The following is a 16631-nucleotide window of genomic DNA, read 5'->3' on the forward strand; positions in this document are numbered from 1 at the left end:
GTCTACCAGGGCCAGAAACCGGAGTCCCCGTCCCAGTCGAGGGTGATGCAGACCGACTGCTTGCCGACCAGGTTGGAGAGCCAGTCGCCGAGGTTGAGCGGCACGCACCACTGCGTGCTGTTCACGGGGGTCGGACGGGGCGGCACCGGGCTCGGGGGGACCGGGTCGGGGGCCGCGGGGCTCGGCCCGGTCGGGCTCGGGGCGGCCGGGCTCGGGGCGGCCGGGCTCGGGGCGACGGTCGGCGCCGGGCTCTCGGACGCCGGGCTCTCGGGTGCCGGGTCCACCGGCGCCTCGGGGCTGCTCTCGACCGGCGTCGGGGTCACGACGGGCGCCTCGGGGCTGCTCTCGACCGGCGTCGGGGTCACGACGGGCGCCGAGGGCGAGGGGACCAGCGGCGAGGGCTTCGGCACCGGCAGCTCGGGGGTCTGGACCGGGACCGGAACCGGGACCTGGGGCGTGGGCACGGCCGGGGTCGGCGCCACGGGCGTCGGGACGACCGGGGTCGGGATCACCGGCGACGGCACCACGGGGGTCGGTACGACCGGCGTCGGCACCACGGGCGTCGGGACCGCCGGGTCCGGCACCACGGGCGTGAGGGCCTTGCGGAACGCCTTCGCCGACAGCGGGTTCTGCTTGCACTGCCACACGCCGTGCGGGCAGTAGTCCGTGATGCTGTGGTAGAGCGGCTTCTGCTGCTCGATCCACCGGAGCATCCGCCGCACGTACTCCGGGTTGTCCCCGTTGCGGAACAGCCCCCACTCGGGGTACGAGATCGGCTTTCCGTGTGCCTTCGCGAAGTCGACGTGGTGCTGGAGCCCGTACGGCTGGGTGATGTGGTCGTCGAAGGTGCGGCCCGGACCCTGGTCGTAGGAGTCCATGCCGATGACGTCGACGACGTCGTCCCCGGGGTAGCAGCGGGTCCATCCGATGGCGTCCGTCCCGCGGTTGGGGGTGAAGTCGAAGGTGAACTCCTGCCCGGGGACGGAGCGCATCGTGGTGACGATCCGTCGCCAGTACGCCTTCCAGTTCTCCGGGTCCGGCGCGCACCGGTGCGTGTAGGTGACGCCGTTCATCTCCCACCCGAGCACGATCACCGTGTCCGGCACGCCCAGGTCGACCAGCCGCTCGGCCAGCTTCTTGAAGTGCCCGTCGAACCGGCCCTCGGCGCCCTCCCGGATCAGCCGGGCCACCTCGTGGTCCGGCACCCGGCCCTCGTTGCGTTCCTGCATGGGCACGTTGAGCACGAACAGCCGGTCCGACTTGGCCCGCCGCCATCCGGCCCAGTCCTCAAGGAAGCCCACGTTCCCCTCGATGCCGGCCCAGCGGTCACCCGGCAGATAGGTGTGGCCGACGCGGATCTCCTTGCCGCCGAGCCAGTTCGACAGCAACCGGATCCGCGCCACCCCGGACGACCCGAAGTCGAGGTAGGCGCCCATCGCGGTGTCCGACGTCCCGCGCCGCCCGTCGTGGGGGGCGAGCGCGGCACCGGTGGCGAGCAGCCCGGCGGCGACCGTACCGATGCAGGTGCTCGCCAGGCGGTGATGTGTTCTGGACATGGCATCTCCCGGGCTTCCCTGAATCGGTGTGCTTGCCAAAGACGTTAGGCATCACATCCGACGAATGGCCTGTCGTGTGACGGCCCCGTAGGCCATTCGCAGTTGCGTATCGTCCCTGCTTGGTCCGACTAGGTGAAAGACACCGTCTCCATGTACGAGTTCTCCGGCCACGTGCCCGCTGTTGTGCTCAGACTCGACCGGAATCCGTTCCACCACGGAACCCTGGGCGCCGTCAGATCCCTCGGGCGCAAGGGCGTGGAGGTCCATGCCGTCGTCGAGGCCGGGGGAGGTCCCATGCAGCGTTCGCGGTACGTGCGCGCCGTGCACGGGGGACCACCGGGCGGACTCGACCCGGAGGCGCCGGAGGCGCTCGGGGAGTGCCTCCTCGGCGTGTCGGAGCGGATCGGGCGGCCCGCGGTGCTCATCGCGATGGACGACCTGAGCGCGATCGCCGTCGCCCGGATCGCGCCGGTGCTCGCAGAACGGTTCCGGATCCCCCACCAGCCCGACGGGCTGCCCGCCAGGGTGGCCGACAAGGCCGAGCTGTCGCAGCTGTGCGCGCGCTGGGACATTCCGCATCCGGAGACCGTGATCCCCGGGAGCAGCGCCGAGGCCGCCGACGCGGCCTGGCGGCTCGGCCTGCCCGCGGTGGCCAAGTGGAGCCGGCCCTGGCTGCTGCCGACGGGCTCCGGCCTGCGCAGCACCACGCTCGTGCACACCGCCGCGGAGGCGCGCCGGCTGTACGAGCGCTCCGCGGAGGCCGGGAGCCGGCTGCTGCTGCAGCGGTTCCTGCCGGCCGGCACCGACACGGACTGGTTCTTCCACGGCGCCTTCGGCCCGGGCGGGCGTCCACTGCTCACGGGATCGGGCCGCAAGGACCTGTCCTGGCCGGTGCGGACGGGGCTGACGGCGGTGGGGCGCTGGCTGCCCGACCCGGCGGTGGAGGAAGCGGGGCTGCGGATCGCCGAACGCCTCGGCTACCAGGGGATCCTCGACCTGGACTTCCGGCGGGACGAGAACGGCTGCTTCCGCCTGGTGGACTTCAACCCGCGTCCCGGAGCCCAGTTCCGACTGTTCACCGACGCAGCCGGACTGGACGTCGTCCAGGCCATGTACCTGGACCTGACGGGGCAGCAGGTGCCCGACCAGTCCGGGGGCCCGGGCCGGGTGTTCCTCGCCGAGAACTACGCGCTGCTGGCGGCGGTGCGCGGGCGGCAGCTGCCGTTGCGGCGGTGCGGGCGGCGGCCGGGCCCGGCCGGGGAACCGGGGCCGGGGCGCGGGCCGGGGCGGAAGCACGCGCAGGAGCGCGTGACGGGCCGCGGGAAAAGGCGTCTGAAGGGGCGGGTGGAGGCGGCCTGGTTCGCGGCCGACGACCTCCTGCCGTTCCTGGCCATGGTCGCCGCCTTCCTGGTGCGGGGCGCGGACAAGGGGGTGCGCGTCCTGCGACGGATCCCGGGGCGCGGGCGGCGCACGGCGCGTGCGGTGGCGCGCGCGCCGCGTCAGCGCGCCCCCAGCCAGCCCGGCGGAGACCAGGCGCCGCCGGGGCAGCCCACCGTGCCGGCTCCGCAAGCGCCGCCCTCCGCCTCCGGCGCGTCCGGCGAGTCCCGCGCGGCCGTGGTACCCGCCGAGCCCGCAACGCCCGTCGTACCGCCCCCGCCCGCTCCGCCGGAGGCCGCCGCTCCGGACGAGCTGCTGACGCGGTGACCGCAGCGGAGGCGGGGCCGTACCCCCTGCGGGCGACAGGGGCCGGGCCGGCGTTCGAGGCGCCGGGCCCCGGCGAGCGGGACGTGGCGGCGCGCACGACTCCCGCCCGCCCCGTACCGCTCCGGCGAACAACGAGGGACCCATGAAACTGGAGGGACAGCGGTGACGCGGATGGACGACCTCGTCGTGGTCGGCGCCGGTCCGTACGGGTTGTCGATCGCCGCGCACGCGGTGGCGGCCGGGATCGGCGTACGGGTGCTGGGGCGCCCCATGGCCTCGTGGCGGGACCACATGCCCGAGGGCATGTACTTGAAGTCCGAGCCCTGGTCCTCGAACCTCTCGGCGCCCGGAGGCCGCCACACCCTCGCCGAATACTGCGCCGGCCTGGGGATCGCGGCCGAGCACGGCCACCCGCTCCCGATCGGCACCTTCAGCGCGTACGGCATGTGGTTCGCCCACCGGGCGGTGCCGGAGGTGGAGGAGGTGACCGTCACCGAGGTCACCCCCCAGGGCGACGGCTTCCGCATCCGCACCGCCGAAGGGCCCCCGCTGCTCGCCCGGACGGTGGCCCTCGCCGTCGGGGTGATGCCCTTCGCCCGCCACCCCGGACCCCTGCGCGAGCTCCCGCCGGGGTGCTACTCGCACAGCAGCTCCCACCGCGACCTGAGCCGGTTCGCGGGCCGGGAGGTCGCCGTGATCGGAGCCGGGCAGGCCGCCCTGGAAACAGCCGTCCTGCTCGCCGAGAACGACGCCCGGCCCCGCCTGGTCGCCCGGCGGGCCCGGATCGACTGGAACACCGTGCCCCCGCCCCTGGAGCGCCCCGCCCTGGAGGCTCTGCGCCGCCCGCACAGCGGCCTGGGCAGCGGCTGGCGCACCTGGGTGTGGTCCGAGCTGCCGGGGATGGTGCGCCGGCTACCCGCGGCGCGGCGGGAGCGGATCGCCGCCACCGCGCTCGGCCCCGCCGGCGCCTGGTGGCTGCGGGACCGGTTCGAGCGGACCGTCCCCGCACTGCTGGGGCACCGGCTGCACCGGGCGGTCACGGTGGGGGACCGGACCAGGCTGGGGTTGACCAGCGCGGACGGGGAACGCGTCGCCCTGGACGTCGACCACGTCATCGCCGCCACCGGGTTCCACCCGGAGCTGGCCCGGCTGGACCTGCTCGACGCCCGGCTGCGCGCCGCCCTGGACACGGTCGGGGACGGCGGCACGCCGGAGCTGAGCCACGGATTCGAGTCGTCCTGGCCGGGACTGTTCTTCGCGGGGCTGCTGACGGCTCCCTCATTCGGCCCTTCCATGCGATTCGTGCACGGTGCGGGGTTCACGGCGGGGAGACTGGTGAAAGGAGTCCGTAGGCGCCTCGGTGCCCAGCGCCGGCCGGCGGGCTCCCTCGGGACCCCGCGACCCGCCCGGGCCGGCGCGGGGCATCCGAAGACGTCCCTGCGGTGAGGTGAGAGGGGTCCGCGATGACGGCGGAGCAGCGAGCACAGGGCCGCGGCTGGGTGCGCATCCCGGCCAGCCGCGCGGAACAGCACAGCACTGCGACCGGGGCCGCCCCGTACGGTCCTCCCGCGCCCACCGCACCGGACCCGTCGACGATCTACCTCTCCCTGGTCAAGCGCTGGCGGGAGGCCGGGCGCACCCTCCCGGGGCATCCGGACGAGGAGTGGGAGCGGCTGATCTCCCAGCCGTGCTGGCCCGGCCGTTAGGTGGTGTGTCAGGTGGCATCGGCGGAGCGTGACAGACCCGGCCCAGGGGCCGGCCGGGGAGCCGGCCGGGGCCCGGAGACCGGCCCCGGTGAGCGGCTCGCCCTGAACGGCATGGGCAGCTTCGAGTGGGACCTGCGTGCCAACACGTTCGAGCTGGACGAGGCCGGGTACGCGGTCTTCGACCTCGACCCCGAGGAGTTCGACCGCACCCCCGAAGGCCTGGGGCTGCGGATCCCGACGAACGACAGCACGCGCCTGGCGGACTCCGTGCGCACCGCGATGGACGAGGGCGCCGAGACGCACGGCTCGTACTTCACGGTGCGCCGGCGCGACGGCGTCGACCAGTGGACCCACACGCAGGGCAGGATCCTGCGGGACGCCGCCGGGCGGCCCGACCGCATCGTCGGGATCGTCCGGGACGCGACGGCCGAGCTGGCCCAGGCGACGGTGCTGCGGAAGCTGGAGTCGGCGCGGGCCAAGCAGGCGACGATCGTGCAGCGGACCACCGAGGCCCTCTCGCGGGCGGTGACGGTCGACGACGTGACCGCCACCCTGACCGGGGCGGGGGCCCTGGAGCGGCTCGGCGCCGACGGGTTGGCCCTGGGACTGGTCGAGAACGGCGCCATCAAGATCATCGCGCTGAGCGGGGAGTCCCTGGAGATCCTCAGCGAGCGCAAGTTCACCCAGCTGGACGGCACCCTCCCGCTCTCCCAGGCCGTGCTCACCCGCAAGGCCCGGTTCGCCACCTCGCTCAGCGCGCTGGCGGACGAATTCCCCCTGCTCGCCGACTACCTGAACCGGATCCGGTTCGACGCGGCCGCCTACCTCCCGCTGATCGCCCAGGCCCGGGCCATCGGCGGTCTGGTGCTCTTCTACCGGCGGCGCACCGAGTTCAGCCCCGAGGAGCGCAACCTCTGCCTGGGACTCGCCGGCATCGTCGCGCAGTCCCTCCAGCGGGCGCTCCTGTTCGACCAGGAGCGGGAGTTCGCGACCGGCCTGCAGGCCTCGATGCTGCCGCGGCGGATCCCGGAGATCAGCGGCGGCGAGATCGCCGTGCGCTACCACTCCGCGTGGAGCGGCCGTGAGGTCGGCGGGGACTGGTACGACGTGATCGCGCTGCCCCGCGACCGCGTCGGCATCGTGGTGGGCGACGTCCAGGGCCACGACACCCACGCGGCGGCGATCATGGGCCAGCTGCGGATCGCCCTGCGCGCCTACGCGGGCGAGGGACACCCGCCGTCGACCGTGCTCGCCCGGGCCTCCCGCTTCCTGGCCGAGCTGGACACCGAGCGCTTCGCGACCTGCATGTACGCACAGGTGGACCTGGAGACGGGCGGCGTACGGGCGGTCCGCGCCGGCCATCTCGGCCCGCTGATCCGACACACCGACGGCCGGACGGGCTGGCCCAACGTGCGCGGCGGGCTGCCGCTCGGGCTGGCCTCCGTCTTCGAGCAGGAGGACTTCCCCGAGACCCGGCTCGACCTGGTCCCCGGGGAGACGCTGGTGCTGTGCACGGACGGTCTGGTGGAGGAGCCCGGCACCGCCATCACCCAGGGCATGGAAGCCCTCGCCCAAGTGGTCCGCAGCGGCCCGCAGGAGGCCGGGGCGCTCGCCGACCACCTCTCGGACCGGCTGTGGGAGCGCTGGGGATCCGGCGACGACGTGGCCCTGCTGGTGCTGCGCCGGGCCCCTGACCCGGGCACCCGGCGGGCCCCGCGGATCCACCAGTACATCCACCAGGCCGACCCGGAGGGCCTGTCGGAGGCCCGCTTCGCGCTGCGGCAGGCGCTGCGCGACTGGGGCATGCCGGAACTCGCCGACGACGTGGAACTGGCCGCCGGGGAACTGCTGGTCAACGCCCTGCTGCACACCGACGGCGGAGCCGTGCTGACCATGGAGGTGCTGCCGGAGCCGGTGCGGCGGATCCGGCTGTGGGTCAAGGACCGCTCCAGTGTCTGGCCGCGCCGACGGACCCCGGGCGAGGCCGCCACCACCGGGCGCGGGTTGCTGCTGGTGGACGCGCTGGCGACGCACTGGGGAGTGGAGTCCCGCGGCGACGGCAAGGCGGTGTGGTGCGAGTTCGACACCTCCGGCAGCCTCCGGGGCGCGGGGTGAGCGTGTGCTCGCTCCGAGTTGTGACGGGTGGGGTGCGGCGTGATGATGCGGTCCATGAGACGGACGTGTGTGGAACGGATCGTCCCGTGCGGCGCCGCCTGAGCGGGCGCACGGCCACCGGCCTGCTGGCCCTGCTCCTGCTGGGGGCCGGGGTGCCGACGGCCGTGGACCTGGCCGTGGACCTGGCCACGGGCCGCCGCCATGCGGACACCGGGTGCCGGACCGTGGCGTTCATGTCGATGACGGGTGTGGCACCGGCCTGCCGGTAGCGCACCGTGCCCGGGCTCCCCTGTGACGCCCCGGGCGCCCCTGGCGCCGCAGTGTCCTGACGCCGGACGTCCTCCGCCCGGTGATCCACCACCTGCCGCCGCCGGCCTGCCGGCAGCGGCTGCTGCCGGCCCGGCCGTGCCGCCTCGGCTCAGCGGTGGTCGACCACCTCGACGACCTTCTCGTCCGCCGCCACCGTGTCGAGCGACGAGGGCATGACGCCGGCAAGGTGGATCTCCTGGAGTTCCGCGGTGGCCTTCGCGGGCCCCGCGTGCACCTGCGGGGTGTAGGCGAGCGTTCCGCGGGCGTGCCACTGGTGGTCCTTGCCGTCACAGACGGCCTGGCCGCCACTGATCCCGAGGTGGACGCCGTCCTGCACGAGGGTGGCCTTCACCTGGGTCGTCCCGTCGGGTGACGGCTGCTCGCAGCGGTAGGTGCCGGAAAGGGTGATCGTGCCGTCCGCGCCGATGTGTGCTTCGGACTGTACGGAAATAGCCTGATCGAACACGGTGGCCCCGGCCGGGGCGGCGAATGCCGTGGCTGCGGCCAGGGTCGAGAGGGCGGCCAGGGTGATTCGGCTGCCGTACGTGCGCATTCTGCCTCCAGGTGGACGCGGATGTCGGAATTCCGTCGGAACGAATTGTGCTGGCAGATGGGCGGCAACTCGCTCCGCAGAGCCGTGTCGGTGTGTGCAATTCCCCGCTCGGGCGCGTGAGACTGGCCGGAAATACCCTCGTCGAAGGTCCCCGAAGGGATCGCGCATGCGCCAGTCCGTCCCCGCCCCCGTTTCCGCCCTTGCCGCCGCCGCACTCCTCCCCTTCCTGCTGTTCGGGGCCACGGCCTGCTCCGCAGCCTCCGACGGCGCCGCGCTCGCGCCCGCCGCGGTGCCCGCCGTCCCGGTGGACGACGCCGCCCCGGGCGCCGCGAGCGACCCCGCCGCGAAGGACGCCCACGTGGGCGATCCCGTCCGGGTGCACGGCCGCCAGGTCGGCCGCCACCTCCAGGCGGTGCTCAACGCGTACGTCGACCCCGCGGTCAGCGTGGAGAAGAACTTCTCGCCGCCCCCGGGGAAGCGCTGGGTGGCCGCCTCGATGTCGTTCGTCAACGTCGGCGGGGCCTCGTACGGGGCACTCGGGCGCATGTGGGCGTACGACAGTGCCGGGAAGCGCCACCCCGTCGTGCAGACCGGCGAACTCACCACCGGAAAACCGCTCGTCTTCGATTCCCTCGCCGTCGGTGAGCAGGCCGAGGGGTGGGTGGTGTTCGAAATTCCGGAGAATACGCGCATCGTTCGGCTCCAGTACCAGGATGCGAACGTCCAGTCGAATTCCGGAGAGGGATTCTGGGCGGTCTAGCCCGCCCGGGTGAGAGGCCGTGAAAGGACCGGCTCGAAGGCCACTAGGGTGCGGCGCATGACTTCAACTCAAGCCGAAATCGACCGGACCCGGCTCGGCACCCTTTCGGTGCTCGCCTGGATCGGCGACCCCGCCGAGGGCCATGACATGCCGTACCTCCTCGCCTACTCGCTGGGCGACGGCCCGCAGGGCCCGGCGGCCGCCGAGGAGGCCGCCCGGGCACTTCTGGCGGAGAACAAGCTGTCCGTCGGGGACAAGGTCGAGGACGGCCGGGACGACCCGTCGGGCTTCCCCGTGCAGATCGTCCTGGCGGACAACCAGGTCGCGCTGACCCTGCCCGGACTGAACGCCACCTGCACCGTCCCGGACGAGTGGGTCGAGGCGGCGAGCGAGAGCGGGCAGGCCTACTTCCTGTTCGCCACGCGCCCCTGGCCCGAGGCCGTCCCGGGCCGGCCGGTGGACGCCGTGACGCTCCAGGCGTTCGCGGGGGACGAGGAGGTGCTCGCGACCAGCGCCCACTGCCTCCTCGCCGTGCGGCGCCTGAAGCACTAGCCCCGCCGGCGTCGGCCGCACCGCTCGGTGCCGGCCCGGCCGGCCCCGCTTTTTTGCCCGGCCGCCGGGCCGCCGGGCCCCTGACTGCCCGGCGACCGGAGTCGTGCGACCGCGCCCGCACAGGGGCGCCGCCGCGCTACTGCGGATGCTCGAAGGCGAACCTGAGCGAGCGGACGCGGTTGTCGAAGTTCGACCCCGCCAGGTCCGGCAGCCCCACCGCCCGCAGCCCGACCGGCCGGGTCAACAACTCGCGGAACAGGGCCTTCATCTCCACCCGGGCCAGGTGCGCGCCCAGGCAGAAGTGCGGGCCGCCGCCGCCGAAGCCGAGGTGCGGGTTGGGGGAGCGGGTGATGTCGAACGCGTCGGGGTCGGGGAAGACCACCTCGTCGCGGTTGGCGGAGGCGTAGTAGAGCACGACCTTGTCACCCGGCTCGAACAGGTGTCCGTTCAGGGTGTGCTCGGCCGCCACCGTCCGGCGGAACTGGATGATCGGCGTCGAGTGCCGGATCATCTCGTCCACCGCCCCGTCCGCATGCTTCTCGAAGTCCTCCAGCAGCAGGTCCCGCTGGTCCGGGTGGTCGGTCAACAGCGACAGGCCATGGGTGATCGCATTGCGGGTGGTCTCCACGCCAGCGACCATCAGCAGCGAGAAGAACGCCCCCAACTGGCGCGCCCCGAGCGCCTGCCCGTCCACGTTCGCGCAGACCAGCGCCGAGATCAGGTCGTCGGACGGGTTCCTGCGGCGCTCCCGGCCGATGCCCGCCACCATCCGCTGCATCCGGGCCAGCGCGCGCAGGCCACGGCCCGGCATCCGCAGCCGGGCGGCCAGGCCCCGCTCGACGCCGATGTTCTCCGAGGCGTGGTTGACGCGGTCGGCGATCTCCGGCCGGTGGCGCTCCGGGATGCCCATCATGTTGCAGATGACCTCCAGCGGTAGCCGGGAGGCCACGGCCGAGACGAACTCGTCGGGCCGTTCGGCCAGGACGTCGTCCACGATCCGGGCGGCCACCGCGTGGATGTCCGCCTCGGCCGCCGCCAGCAGCCGGGGCGTGAACGCCCGCTGCACGATCTTGCGCAGCTGGGCGTGGTCGGCGCCGTCCAGGTTGACCATCGAGTCCCCGAACAGCGCCCGCACCCACCGCGCGGGCTCGGGCGTGGTCACCCCCGGCGCGCTCGCGAACACCTTCGGTAGCCGGCTCGCCTCCTGCACGTCCGCGTGTCGGACGAGGGCCCAGTGACCCCGCCCCTTGCCCTCGGGCACGAAGACCGGGGCGTCGAGCGCCCGTAGGCGGGCGAACGCCGCGAGCCGTTCCGCCGGGGGTTGCTGCCAGAACGCCGGGTCGGCGAGCTCCCCGTACCCCGCCACCGCAGGGTCGGCCTGCCCGTACCGCTGTACCGGGACTTTCATCGTTTCTTCTTCCTGTTGCCGGCGCGTTGGCCGCGGCCACTGCCGCCCGCGCTCCTCACGCACCAGAACGCTCCCGCTCCGCCAAGGTCACGCCCGCCGCGACCGTGGCCGCGGCCACGAGTCCGGCCCACAGCACGGCGTACGCACCCGTCCAGGCGCAGCCGAGGACCGCCAGCGCCGACACCGGCAGCAGCAGTTGTTGGGTCGTGCCGTGCTTGAAGTGGCGGGAGTGCAGCAGCCAGACGAAGGCGAGGTACACCGCCATCGGGACGGCGACCGCAAGGTTGGCCGCGGTCTGCGGGATGTGGGCCTTGCCGACGGAGTGCTCGACGGCCACCTCGATTCCCGCACCGATCGCGGCGGCCGAAGCGAAGATCACGAAGTGCCCGTAGCCCCAGGGAATGGCCTCGCGGTTGCTGCGCAGCCGGTCGTGCGCGGGGACGGCGAAGTAGATCCACCAGGCCGAGAACACCAGCAGCAGACCGCCGCCCGCGATCGGCAGCAGCACGTCCAGCGCCTCGTGCTCACCGATCGCAGACTGCACGGCGACGGTGCTGGCGGCGATGGTCTCACCGAGAACGATGATGGTGAACAGGCCGTAGCGTTCGGCGATGTGGTGGGGATGCCACGGTGTCCGGTAGTTGCTTTCGGCGATGACCGGCACCAGCAGCTCCGCCACGACGAGGACGAGGAACAGCCACCTCCGGCTGGCCGCGGGCGCCGCGAGCAGCGCCACCCAGCCCGCCTGGCAGACCACCAGTCCGAGCGCGTAGGTGAGCGCGCAGCGGCGGGCCCGGCCGCTCTCCCCGGCCGCGGCGCGCAGCCACTGCACGGTCAGCGCGAGGCGCATCACCACGTAGCCGATGACGGCGACGGTCCAGTCGTTGTTGTTGAAGGCCTGCGGGATCCCCGCCGAATAGACCAGTACGCCGGAGATCTGCACGAGCGTCGCGACCCGGTACGGCACGTCGTCGACGTCATAGGCGGAGGCGAACCACGTGAAGTTCATCCACGCCCACCACACGCCGAAGAACACGTAGAGGTACCCGCTGACGCCGGCGGCGACGTGGTCCTCGGCGAGCGCGTGGACCAGCTGGCGGCCGGCCTGCGCCACCGCCACGACGAAGCACAGGTCGAAGAAGAGCTCCAGTGCGGTGGCCGACCGGTGCCCCTGGTCCGGGTCGCGGGCCGTCATCGGTACGTACGTCATGCCGCCCAGCACAGCAGCCGGGAGGCCGACGGCCGGGTTCGGCGGCGGCCTCCGGGACCCGCCTTCACCTGTACGGCCCCGCGGCAAGCCCCGTCGAAGCATCCCCGAACGGGACGAACCGGCTAGCGCCGCGGGCGCGCCGCCGGGGCCGGGCGGGGCGGGGCCGGGGGAGCGGGCGGCCGTACCCTGGGGGCATGAGCACCGTCCCCGCCTCCGACCCGCAGTCCGCGAACGCCGAGCCCGCGCCCGAGGCGGCGGGCGCCGAGTCCGGGACCGGGTCCGCGGCCCCGCGCAAGCCCCGGCCGCGGCTCGTCTTCGACGACCCGCTGGACCAGCAGTCCCGGGACGACACCGACCACGGGTGGGGTGAGCGGGCTCCCGCCACCGGGAGCTCCGCCGACCTGGCCCGCTTCCTCGACGAGAAGCCGCCCCACCACCTCTGACCGACCGGCACCGGCAGCGCCGCCCGAACGGCGGCACCGCCCCCACGGCGGGCATCGCCAGGCCGGAGGGTTCCCGCCGGTCCTGCTAGTACTGCTGGTGTTGGGAACCCGGCGCCGCCCCCGGGCCGCCGTTGCCGGTGCCGTAGCCCGCCGTACGGCCGCGCTGCGCGACCAGCTCGTCCCGGATCTCCTTCAGCACCACCAGCTCGGTGACCTCGATGGTCTCCTTGACGCCCTCCCGGGCCTGGCGCCGGTCCTCCACCTTGGCGAGGTACTTCGCCATCGGCAGCACCATCAGGAAGTACACGACCGCGGCCGTGATCAGGAACGTCAGCGCCGCGTTCAGCACCGAGCCCCACAGGATGTTGACGCCGACGGGCTCCCCCTGGGCGTTGACTCCGCAGGGGCCCTTCAGGCAGGAGCTGTAGCCGTCCAGGCTCTTGGTGCCGACGGCGCCCACGATCGGGCTGATGATGCCCTTCACGACCGAGTTCACGATGTTCGTGAACGCGGCGCCGATGACCACCGCGACCGCCAGGTCGACCACGTTGCCGCGCATCAGGAAGGCCTTGAAGCCTGCCAGGACGCTCTGCTTCTTCTCGCTCACTGCTGAGCCTCTCTTCGGGTCCGTCATGAATGGAGCCAACGGTTCCGAAAGCTACGGCAGTCGGGGCCGGGGGTGTCCAGTCAGGGCCGGACCCGTGGTGACCCGCCGGTACGCGTGTCCGATTCCCGATCAACACAGCGTCACCGCCAGCTGCGCCACCGCGCCCGCCCCGACCAGATCCCGCGCCGTGTCCCGGGGCACGGACAGCACCACCAGCGCCCCGCCGCCCCCCGCGTCCTCCTCCCGACCGGGCACGGCGTCGACCCGGGCCCCCTCGGCCACGACCCGCGGTGGTCCGGCCCGCTCCGCCGCGACCACGTCCACCCGGTCACCGGGCCGCAGCAGCCGGACGGTCGCCGCGTCCGCGATCCGCACGGGCGCCGAGACCATCCGGACGGGCGGGGGCGGGGGCTCCTTCGCGGGCGGCCCGCCTCCCCTGGATGCCTGGGCCTGAGGGCCGCCCGCCACCGCGAGCGCGGCCGCCGCGACGGCCAGCGCCGCTGCGGCCGGCCGCCGCCTGCGCCGCAGTGCCCGCCGCAGCCGGCCCCCACCTCGGCCGACCCGCAGCGGCGGGAACACCGGGACCGCACGGGCCGGTGGACAGGGGGAAGGCGAAGAAAAGGAAGAAAAGGGAGAGGAAACGGGAGAGGGGAGGGGGCCAGGCGGGAGGAGGGCGACGGAGGAGGACGGGGAGGAGGAGGGGGTCGAGGAGGTCGGGGTCTGCGAGGTCCTGGACATGGGGGCACCGCCGGGCTGAGTGGTCGGGTGTCCGGACGGGCGTCCGGACACCCCACGATCCGCCGTTCCGCCCGTCCCCGCCCACGCCTGTGGACCGTCCCCAGCCTGTGGACGATCGCGTCACCCGCACGTGACTGCGGCCCCCTCAACCCCGGTGGGAACCAGCGGGGTGAGGGGGCCGCACCGTCCTGAGGGCCGCCGGGCTCCTTACGGCAGTTCGATGCCCAGGTCCCAGCCGTCGTGCGCGTGCGTGCACAGGCAGTCCCGGGACTCGGTGGCCGGCAGGTCCGCCACCGCGTCGAAGAGCACCTCGCGCAGGCGGCCGACGTTCTCGCCGAACACCCTCAGGACCTCGGTGTGGGAGACGCCCTCGCCGGTCTCCGCGCCCGCGTCCAGGTCCGTGACCAGCGCCATCGAGGTGTAGCAGAGCCCCAGTTCCCGGGCGAGCACGGCCTCCGGGTGGCCCGTCATGCCGACGACCGACCAGCCCATCGCCGCGTGCCACTGCGATTCCGCCCGGGTGGAGAAGCGGGGACCCTCGACCACGACCATGGTGCCGCCGTCGACGGGCTCCCAGCCCCGGCCGCGGGCCGCGGCCAGCGCCACCGAGCGCCCCACCGGGCAGTACGGGTCGGCGAAGGTCGTGTGCACGACGTTCGGCACGGTCCCGTCCGGCAGCGGTTCCCCGTCGAAGAAGGTCTGGGTGCGGGACTTCGTCCGGTCGACCAGCTGGTCGGGGACGAGCAGCGTCCCCGGGCCGTACTCGGCGCGCAGTCCGCCGACCGCGCACGGACCGAGCACCTGGCGCACGCCCATCGAGCGCAGTGCCCACAGGTTGGCCCGGTAGTTGATCTTGTGGGGCGGGACCTTGTGGCTCCGGCCGTGGCGGGGCAGGAAGGCGACCTGGCGCCCGGCGAGCTCGCCGAGGAAGAGGGAGTCGCTGGGGGGCCCGTACGGGGTGTCCACCTGGACCTCGGAGACGTCCTCCAGGAAGGAGTAGAAGCCCGAGCCGCCGATGACACCGATCTCTGCGTTAGCCATGCCGTCACCCTAACCGGGGCATGCACGGGGCCCCGCTGCCCGGAGGGGGCGGCGGGGCCCGGCGAGGGGGGCCGGTCAGGCGGCCGAGGTGGAGCCGCCCGCCGACGGGGCGGAGGACGCGGCCGGCGCAGAGGAAGCCGTCGAGGTGCTGCTCGACGACGATGCCGGCTTCGAGGCGGGGGTGCTGCTCGACGAGGCGCCGCGGCTGTCGTTCCGGTAGAAGCCGGAACCCTTGAAGACGATGCCGACCGCGGAGAACACCTTCTTCAGGCGTCCGTGGCAGCTCGGGCACTCGGTCAGTGCGTCATCCGTGAACTTCTGCACGGCCTCGAGGCCCTCACCGCACTCGGTGCACTGGTACTGGTAGGTCGGCACGAATTTCCTCCTGGCACTCTGACTCGATGAGTGCTAACCATGCTCCATGGTGACGCATTCCGGCGGATCAGTCCACCGTCACCGGCACGCGGTGACCCATCCCACGCTCGTCGGCCTGCGGCCCGTGCTCGTCGGCGGGCGCGGACGAGTTGATGATCCGGGTCGGGGCCTTGGGGGCCAGCTTCGACCGCAGCGCCAGCAGCGTGGCCAGCGCGAGGACCGTGCCCGCCATCGGCACGAGGAAGCCGTACGAGGACCCGTGCGCGTCGGTAAGGCGGCCGGCCGCGATGACGGCCACGGCCTGGCCGAAGGCGACGGCACCGGTCAGCCAGGTGAAGGCCTCGGTCCGGGTGTGGGCCGGGACCAGCGACTCGACCATCGTGTAGCCGGTGATCAGGGCCGGGGCGATGCACAGGCCCACGAGCAGGCCGAGGGCGCCGAGCAGGATCGCCGAGTGGGCGGTCCACAGGACGGAGGCGGCGACGGTCAGGCCGGCGTAGCCGAGCAGCAGCCGGCGGCGCGGGCCGATCTTCCACGCGATGGCTCCGCAGGCGATGCCCGCGATCATGTTGCCGGCCGCGAACACGCCGTACAGCAGGCCGTTCGCGCCCGGGTTGCCGATCTCGTTGGAGAAGGCGGCCAGCGAGACCTGCATGCCGCCGAAGACGGCGCCGATCCCGAGGAAGGCCGCGATCAGGACGCGCAGGCCGGCGTAGGACAGGGCGGAGGCGTGCTTCTCGCCGGTGGCCGCGGCGGGGTGGACCTCGGGCTGGGTGGCGCGCCGGGCGGCGAAGACCAGGCCGCCGAGCAGCGTCAGCGCGGCCTCGGCGGTCAGACCCGCGGCGGGGTGGACTCCGGTGCACAGCGCGGTGGCGAGGACGGGGCCGACGACGAAGGTGAACTCGTCGGTGACGGACTCGAAGGCGGCTGCGGTCGGCAGCAGCGGCGAGCCCTCCAGTCGGGCGGTCCAGCGGGCCCGGACCATCGGGCCGACCTGCGGGACCGAGGCGCCGGTCGGGACGGCGGAGAGGGCGAGCGCCCACAGCGGGGCGTCCAGCAGGGCCAGTGTCACCAGGGCGGCGACGGCGGCGGCGTGCGCGAGGACGACCGGGACGAGGACGGCGCTCTGGCCGTGGCGGTCGGTGAACTTGCCCATCACCGGCGCGGACAGGGCCATCGAGATGCCGGTGACGGCGGAGACGATGCCGGCGCTGGCGTAGGAGCCGGTGGTGTGCTGGACCAGCAGCAGGATGCTGATGGTCAGCATGCCGAAGGGGAGGCGGGCGGCGAATCCCGGGAGGACGAAGCCCAGGGCGCCGGGGGTGCGCAGGAGCGCGCCGTACCCGGGCCGGGCGGACGTGTCGGTCGTGACCGCGGATGTCACGGCCTGGCCTTTCCGCTGCCTGGTAGAGATCCCGGCTTGCGGAGGTGTTTCGCTGGTGAGCGGCCGCACCCGTACGCGGGAACCCCGAGAGCTGTCCTCTTGCGCAGAACCGAGTGATACCTGGGCGCCCACTGCGGTGGGGGTGCCACGGCCGCTTTGCGGTCGCGCCA

At 73.6% G+C, this 16631-nt stretch carries 17 protein-coding genes; 8 read left to right on the forward strand and 9 right to left on the reverse strand.

What is annotated here, in order from left to right; all coding sequences use genetic code 11:
• Positions 1 to 2: 2 nt before the first annotated feature.
• Positions 3 to 1556, reverse strand: coding sequence for a glycosyl hydrolase (locus tag ACFV7Q_RS18190; protein WP_385429479.1), 1554 nt, complete (start codon positions 1554 to 1556; stop codon positions 3 to 5).
• Between the two features lie 132 nt (positions 1557 to 1688).
• On the opposite strand from ACFV7Q_RS18190, the gene ACFV7Q_RS18195 reads away from it, so the two are divergent.
• The 5 genes from ACFV7Q_RS18195 to ACFV7Q_RS18215 all read left to right on the forward strand — a co-directional run bounded on the left by ACFV7Q_RS18195 (position 1689) and on the right by ACFV7Q_RS18215 (position 7350).
• Positions 1689 to 3260, forward strand: coding sequence for an ATP-grasp domain-containing protein (locus ACFV7Q_RS18195; RefSeq protein ID WP_385429480.1), 1572 nt, complete (start codon positions 1689 to 1691; stop codon positions 3258 to 3260).
• Positions 3261 to 3431: 171 nt separating this feature from the next.
• Entirely contained in the window at positions 3432 to 4706 is a 1275-nt protein-coding gene (locus ACFV7Q_RS18200) for an NAD(P)-binding domain-containing protein (RefSeq protein ID WP_385429533.1), read from the forward strand.
• Positions 4707 to 4723: 17 nt separating this feature from the next.
• The gene (locus tag ACFV7Q_RS18205) at positions 4724 to 4966 is read left to right on the forward strand and encodes a hypothetical protein (protein WP_385429482.1); all 243 of its coding nucleotides are present in this window, start codon (positions 4724 to 4726) and stop codon (positions 4964 to 4966) included.
• A gap of 111 nt (positions 4967 to 5077) precedes the next feature.
• The gene (locus ACFV7Q_RS18210; protein ID WP_385429483.1) at positions 5078 to 7081 is read left to right on the forward strand and encodes a SpoIIE family protein phosphatase; all 2004 of its coding nucleotides are present in this window, start codon (positions 5078 to 5080) and stop codon (positions 7079 to 7081) included.
• 86 nt (positions 7082 to 7167) lie between these two features.
• The gene (locus ACFV7Q_RS18215) at positions 7168 to 7350 is read left to right on the forward strand and encodes a hypothetical protein (protein WP_385429485.1); all 183 of its coding nucleotides are present in this window, start codon (positions 7168 to 7170) and stop codon (positions 7348 to 7350) included.
• A gap of 149 nt (positions 7351 to 7499) precedes the next feature.
• Here ACFV7Q_RS18215 and ACFV7Q_RS18220 read toward each other — a convergent pair whose 3' ends face one another.
• On the reverse strand, positions 7500 to 7943 hold the full coding sequence (locus ACFV7Q_RS18220) for a DUF6299 family protein (protein ID WP_385429487.1): 444 nt from the start codon (positions 7941 to 7943) through the stop codon (positions 7500 to 7502).
• A 166-nt stretch (positions 7944 to 8109) separates the two neighbouring features.
• Here ACFV7Q_RS18220 and ACFV7Q_RS18225 point away from each other — a divergent pair, with 166 nt between their 5' ends.
• Together ACFV7Q_RS18225 and ACFV7Q_RS18230 are read left to right on the forward strand one after the other, a co-directional pair.
• The gene (locus ACFV7Q_RS18225) at positions 8110 to 8703 is read left to right on the forward strand and encodes a DUF4352 domain-containing protein (RefSeq protein WP_385429489.1); all 594 of its coding nucleotides are present in this window, start codon (positions 8110 to 8112) and stop codon (positions 8701 to 8703) included.
• Between the two features lie 57 nt (positions 8704 to 8760).
• Entirely contained in the window at positions 8761 to 9255 is a 495-nt protein-coding gene (locus tag ACFV7Q_RS18230; RefSeq protein ID WP_385429491.1) for a DUF5949 family protein, read from the forward strand.
• A 136-nt stretch (positions 9256 to 9391) separates the two neighbouring features.
• Here ACFV7Q_RS18230 and ACFV7Q_RS18235 read toward each other — a convergent pair whose 3' ends face one another.
• A complete protein-coding gene (locus ACFV7Q_RS18235; RefSeq protein WP_385429493.1) occupies positions 9392 to 10663 on the reverse strand; it encodes a cytochrome P450 in 1272 nt (423 codons plus the stop codon).
• Positions 10664 to 10718: 55 nt separating this feature from the next.
• Positions 10719 to 11873: a low temperature requirement protein A gene (locus tag ACFV7Q_RS18240; RefSeq protein ID WP_385429495.1), complete on the reverse strand. Its 1155-nt coding sequence runs from the start codon at positions 11871 to 11873 to the stop codon at positions 10719 to 10721.
• Positions 11874 to 12067: 194 nt separating this feature from the next.
• On the opposite strand from ACFV7Q_RS18240, the gene ACFV7Q_RS18245 reads away from it, so the two are divergent.
• Positions 12068 to 12316 carry a hypothetical protein gene (locus ACFV7Q_RS18245; protein WP_385429497.1) on the forward strand — a complete coding sequence of 83 codons (249 nt, stop codon included), beginning with the start codon at positions 12068 to 12070 and terminating at the stop codon, positions 12314 to 12316.
• Between the two features lie 85 nt (positions 12317 to 12401).
• Here the strand turns inward: ACFV7Q_RS18245 and mscL are convergent, their stop codons facing one another.
• The 5 genes from mscL to ACFV7Q_RS18270 form a co-directional block, all read right to left on the reverse strand.
• Complete coding sequence (mscL, locus tag ACFV7Q_RS18250; RefSeq protein ID WP_385429498.1) at positions 12402 to 12923, reverse strand: large conductance mechanosensitive channel protein MscL; 522 nt, start codon at positions 12921 to 12923, stop codon at positions 12402 to 12404.
• Between the two features lie 129 nt (positions 12924 to 13052).
• A complete protein-coding gene (locus ACFV7Q_RS18255) occupies positions 13053 to 13661 on the reverse strand; it encodes a hypothetical protein (RefSeq protein WP_385429500.1) in 609 nt (202 codons plus the stop codon).
• Positions 13662 to 13868: 207 nt separating this feature from the next.
• On the reverse strand, positions 13869 to 14702 hold the full coding sequence (locus tag ACFV7Q_RS18260; protein ID WP_385429502.1) for an S-methyl-5'-thioadenosine phosphorylase: 834 nt from the start codon (positions 14700 to 14702) through the stop codon (positions 13869 to 13871).
• Between the two features lie 75 nt (positions 14703 to 14777).
• Positions 14778 to 15077, reverse strand: a complete 300-nt coding sequence (locus tag ACFV7Q_RS18265) for an FmdB family zinc ribbon protein (protein ID WP_385429503.1) — start codon at positions 15075 to 15077, stop codon at positions 14778 to 14780.
• Between the two features lie 67 nt (positions 15078 to 15144).
• Positions 15145 to 16461: an MFS transporter gene (locus tag ACFV7Q_RS18270; RefSeq protein WP_385429505.1), complete on the reverse strand. Its 1317-nt coding sequence runs from the start codon at positions 16459 to 16461 to the stop codon at positions 15145 to 15147.
• Between the last annotated feature and the right edge of the window lie 170 nt (positions 16462 to 16631).

The organism is Streptomyces sp. NPDC059851 (genome assembly GCF_042732005.1).
Classification (GTDB): Bacteria; Actinomycetota; Actinomycetes; order Streptomycetales; family Streptomycetaceae; genus Streptomyces.